1 protein-coding gene and 1 pseudogene are annotated in these 1,687 nt (G+C 67.6%); both read left to right on the plus strand.

Going from position 1 to position 1,687, the window contains the following annotated elements; translation table 11 throughout:
* Window positions 1-135: 135 nt before the first annotated feature.
* Window positions 136-484: pseudogene (locus tag ACWDA7_RS52645) on the plus strand (GIY-YIG nuclease family protein); the annotation flags it as partial.
* Between the two features lie 566 nt (window positions 485-1,050).
* Window positions 1,051-1,401, plus strand: a complete 351-nt coding sequence (locus ACWDA7_RS52650) for a hypothetical protein (RefSeq protein WP_450615298.1) — start codon at window positions 1,051-1,053, stop codon at window positions 1,399-1,401.
* Window positions 1,402-1,687: the final 286 nt, after the last annotated feature.

Consider the following 1,687-nt stretch of genomic DNA (forward strand, 5'->3'; position numbering starts at 1 on the left):
TCCACCGAAGTCACCCGCCCGTCACCAGCATGAGTACCCCGGAGCCGACGCACACCAGCCCCGCGACCTGCTACTTCACGATGCACACCACTCATAGTTGAACTGGATGGGTGGCTTGGCGTCGGGAGGGGCAGGATGCACGGCGTTGTCGCTTTGACGAACCCGGATCGACTCTGGTCGGCCGGCGAAGTCCTTTCGCGTCCGGGGCCCGTCCCTCGCGCGTCTGGGGTGTATGGCTGGCACTTCGATGAAGCGCCCTTTCCCAGGCCTGCCAGTCGGTCGACTTTTGTACGTGGGCATCGCTGCGCGGCACATGACGACCCGGAGCAGCACCCAGAACCTCCACAAGCGGGTGCGGCATCACTTCCGTAGCAATGCCTACAGCTCCACGTTGCGGTTGAGCCTGGTCGCGCGCGGCTGGCTGGCCGAATCTGCGCCGGGCCGCCTCACGCTCGCCCGCGGCGTCAGCGGGCCAGGCGGCGGTCATGAGCCCGATCATCGACCAGTAGACGTACCCGAAGATCCCCTTGGCTTGGAAAGAGAGCCGGCTGTCGCGGAACAGGCCGTTGGCGATCTGAGTGAACCGCTCGGCCGCCATCGCGCCGCGGCGGACGCCTGCCCCGAAGCAGCTCAGTGCCGTGCCCCCGAATCGAGCCACGCGCGATGGCCAGGGCAGCGCACCGAGCCCGCCGAGGTGGGGCGGTCGGCGACGGCCCTGGATGCGTGGGCGTGCGTGTGTTCCATGTCGTCGGCTCACCCGCCGACCCGCACTGCGCAGGCGTCTGTCGCGGCCCGGCCGGCTTGTGTCTGCGCATCGGTGTCCGGGGCCTGTGACCGAGCAGCCCCTGATCGCACGACGGTCGCCGCTCAGGGGGATCGTGCCCCGGGTGCGAGGGCCTGTCGCCAGTGCGCGACTAACCCATGGTCGGGGTCATGGTTGGGCCGACGATGACCCCAACCATGGACTGGTTCGTCGTCGTCGGTGTTCGGGTCGGGGTCGACGGGTTTTCTCAAGGTCAGCAACATCCCTTCTGATCTGGGAGTTTGACCATGTCCCCTGGCAAGCAAGCCTCACACAGTGAGGCCGCTGCTGCGATGACGGCCGGCGCCCGACTGGAGGCCATGCGCCGCCGTGTACGCCTCTCACGCGTGGCGGTCTGGACCGTCATCGCGGCCGGCCCCATCGCCGTCGCCTCTACCCCGACCACGGTCGCGGCGGCCCCCGCGGCCGTCCTGGACCAGGCTCCCACGCCGCCACGCCGCCCGCTGGGCTCTGCAGCCGGAGCCTTTGCTCCCGCCGCACACCGCACCACCCGCGATGCGACTGACCGCACTGGTGCTCGCCGCACACACCTCCACCCCAGGGCCACCACCAAACCGCAGAACGACTCGACCGGCTGACAACCAGCCGCATCCTGACCGCCTTGCACCACCACCGGGACACCGACGAAGTCCTATGGCAACTCCCCCACGAATGCACTCCAACCCGCTCTGCAGTACACCCCAGACTGCACCACACGCGCCGACCCTGAAGCTCAGCTCGAGCAAAAGACATCACTCCAGAGAAACAACACACTTCCCCCACACGTACTATCTGACCTTCCCCTCGTAGCGTGGAGGTGTGACTGAAGGGGAAGTTGAGGGTCATGGGTGGGAAGCGACGGTCGTACGACGCGCCGTTTCGTGA

The sequence above is a fragment of the Streptomyces sp. NPDC001156 genome, from assembly GCF_053598275.1.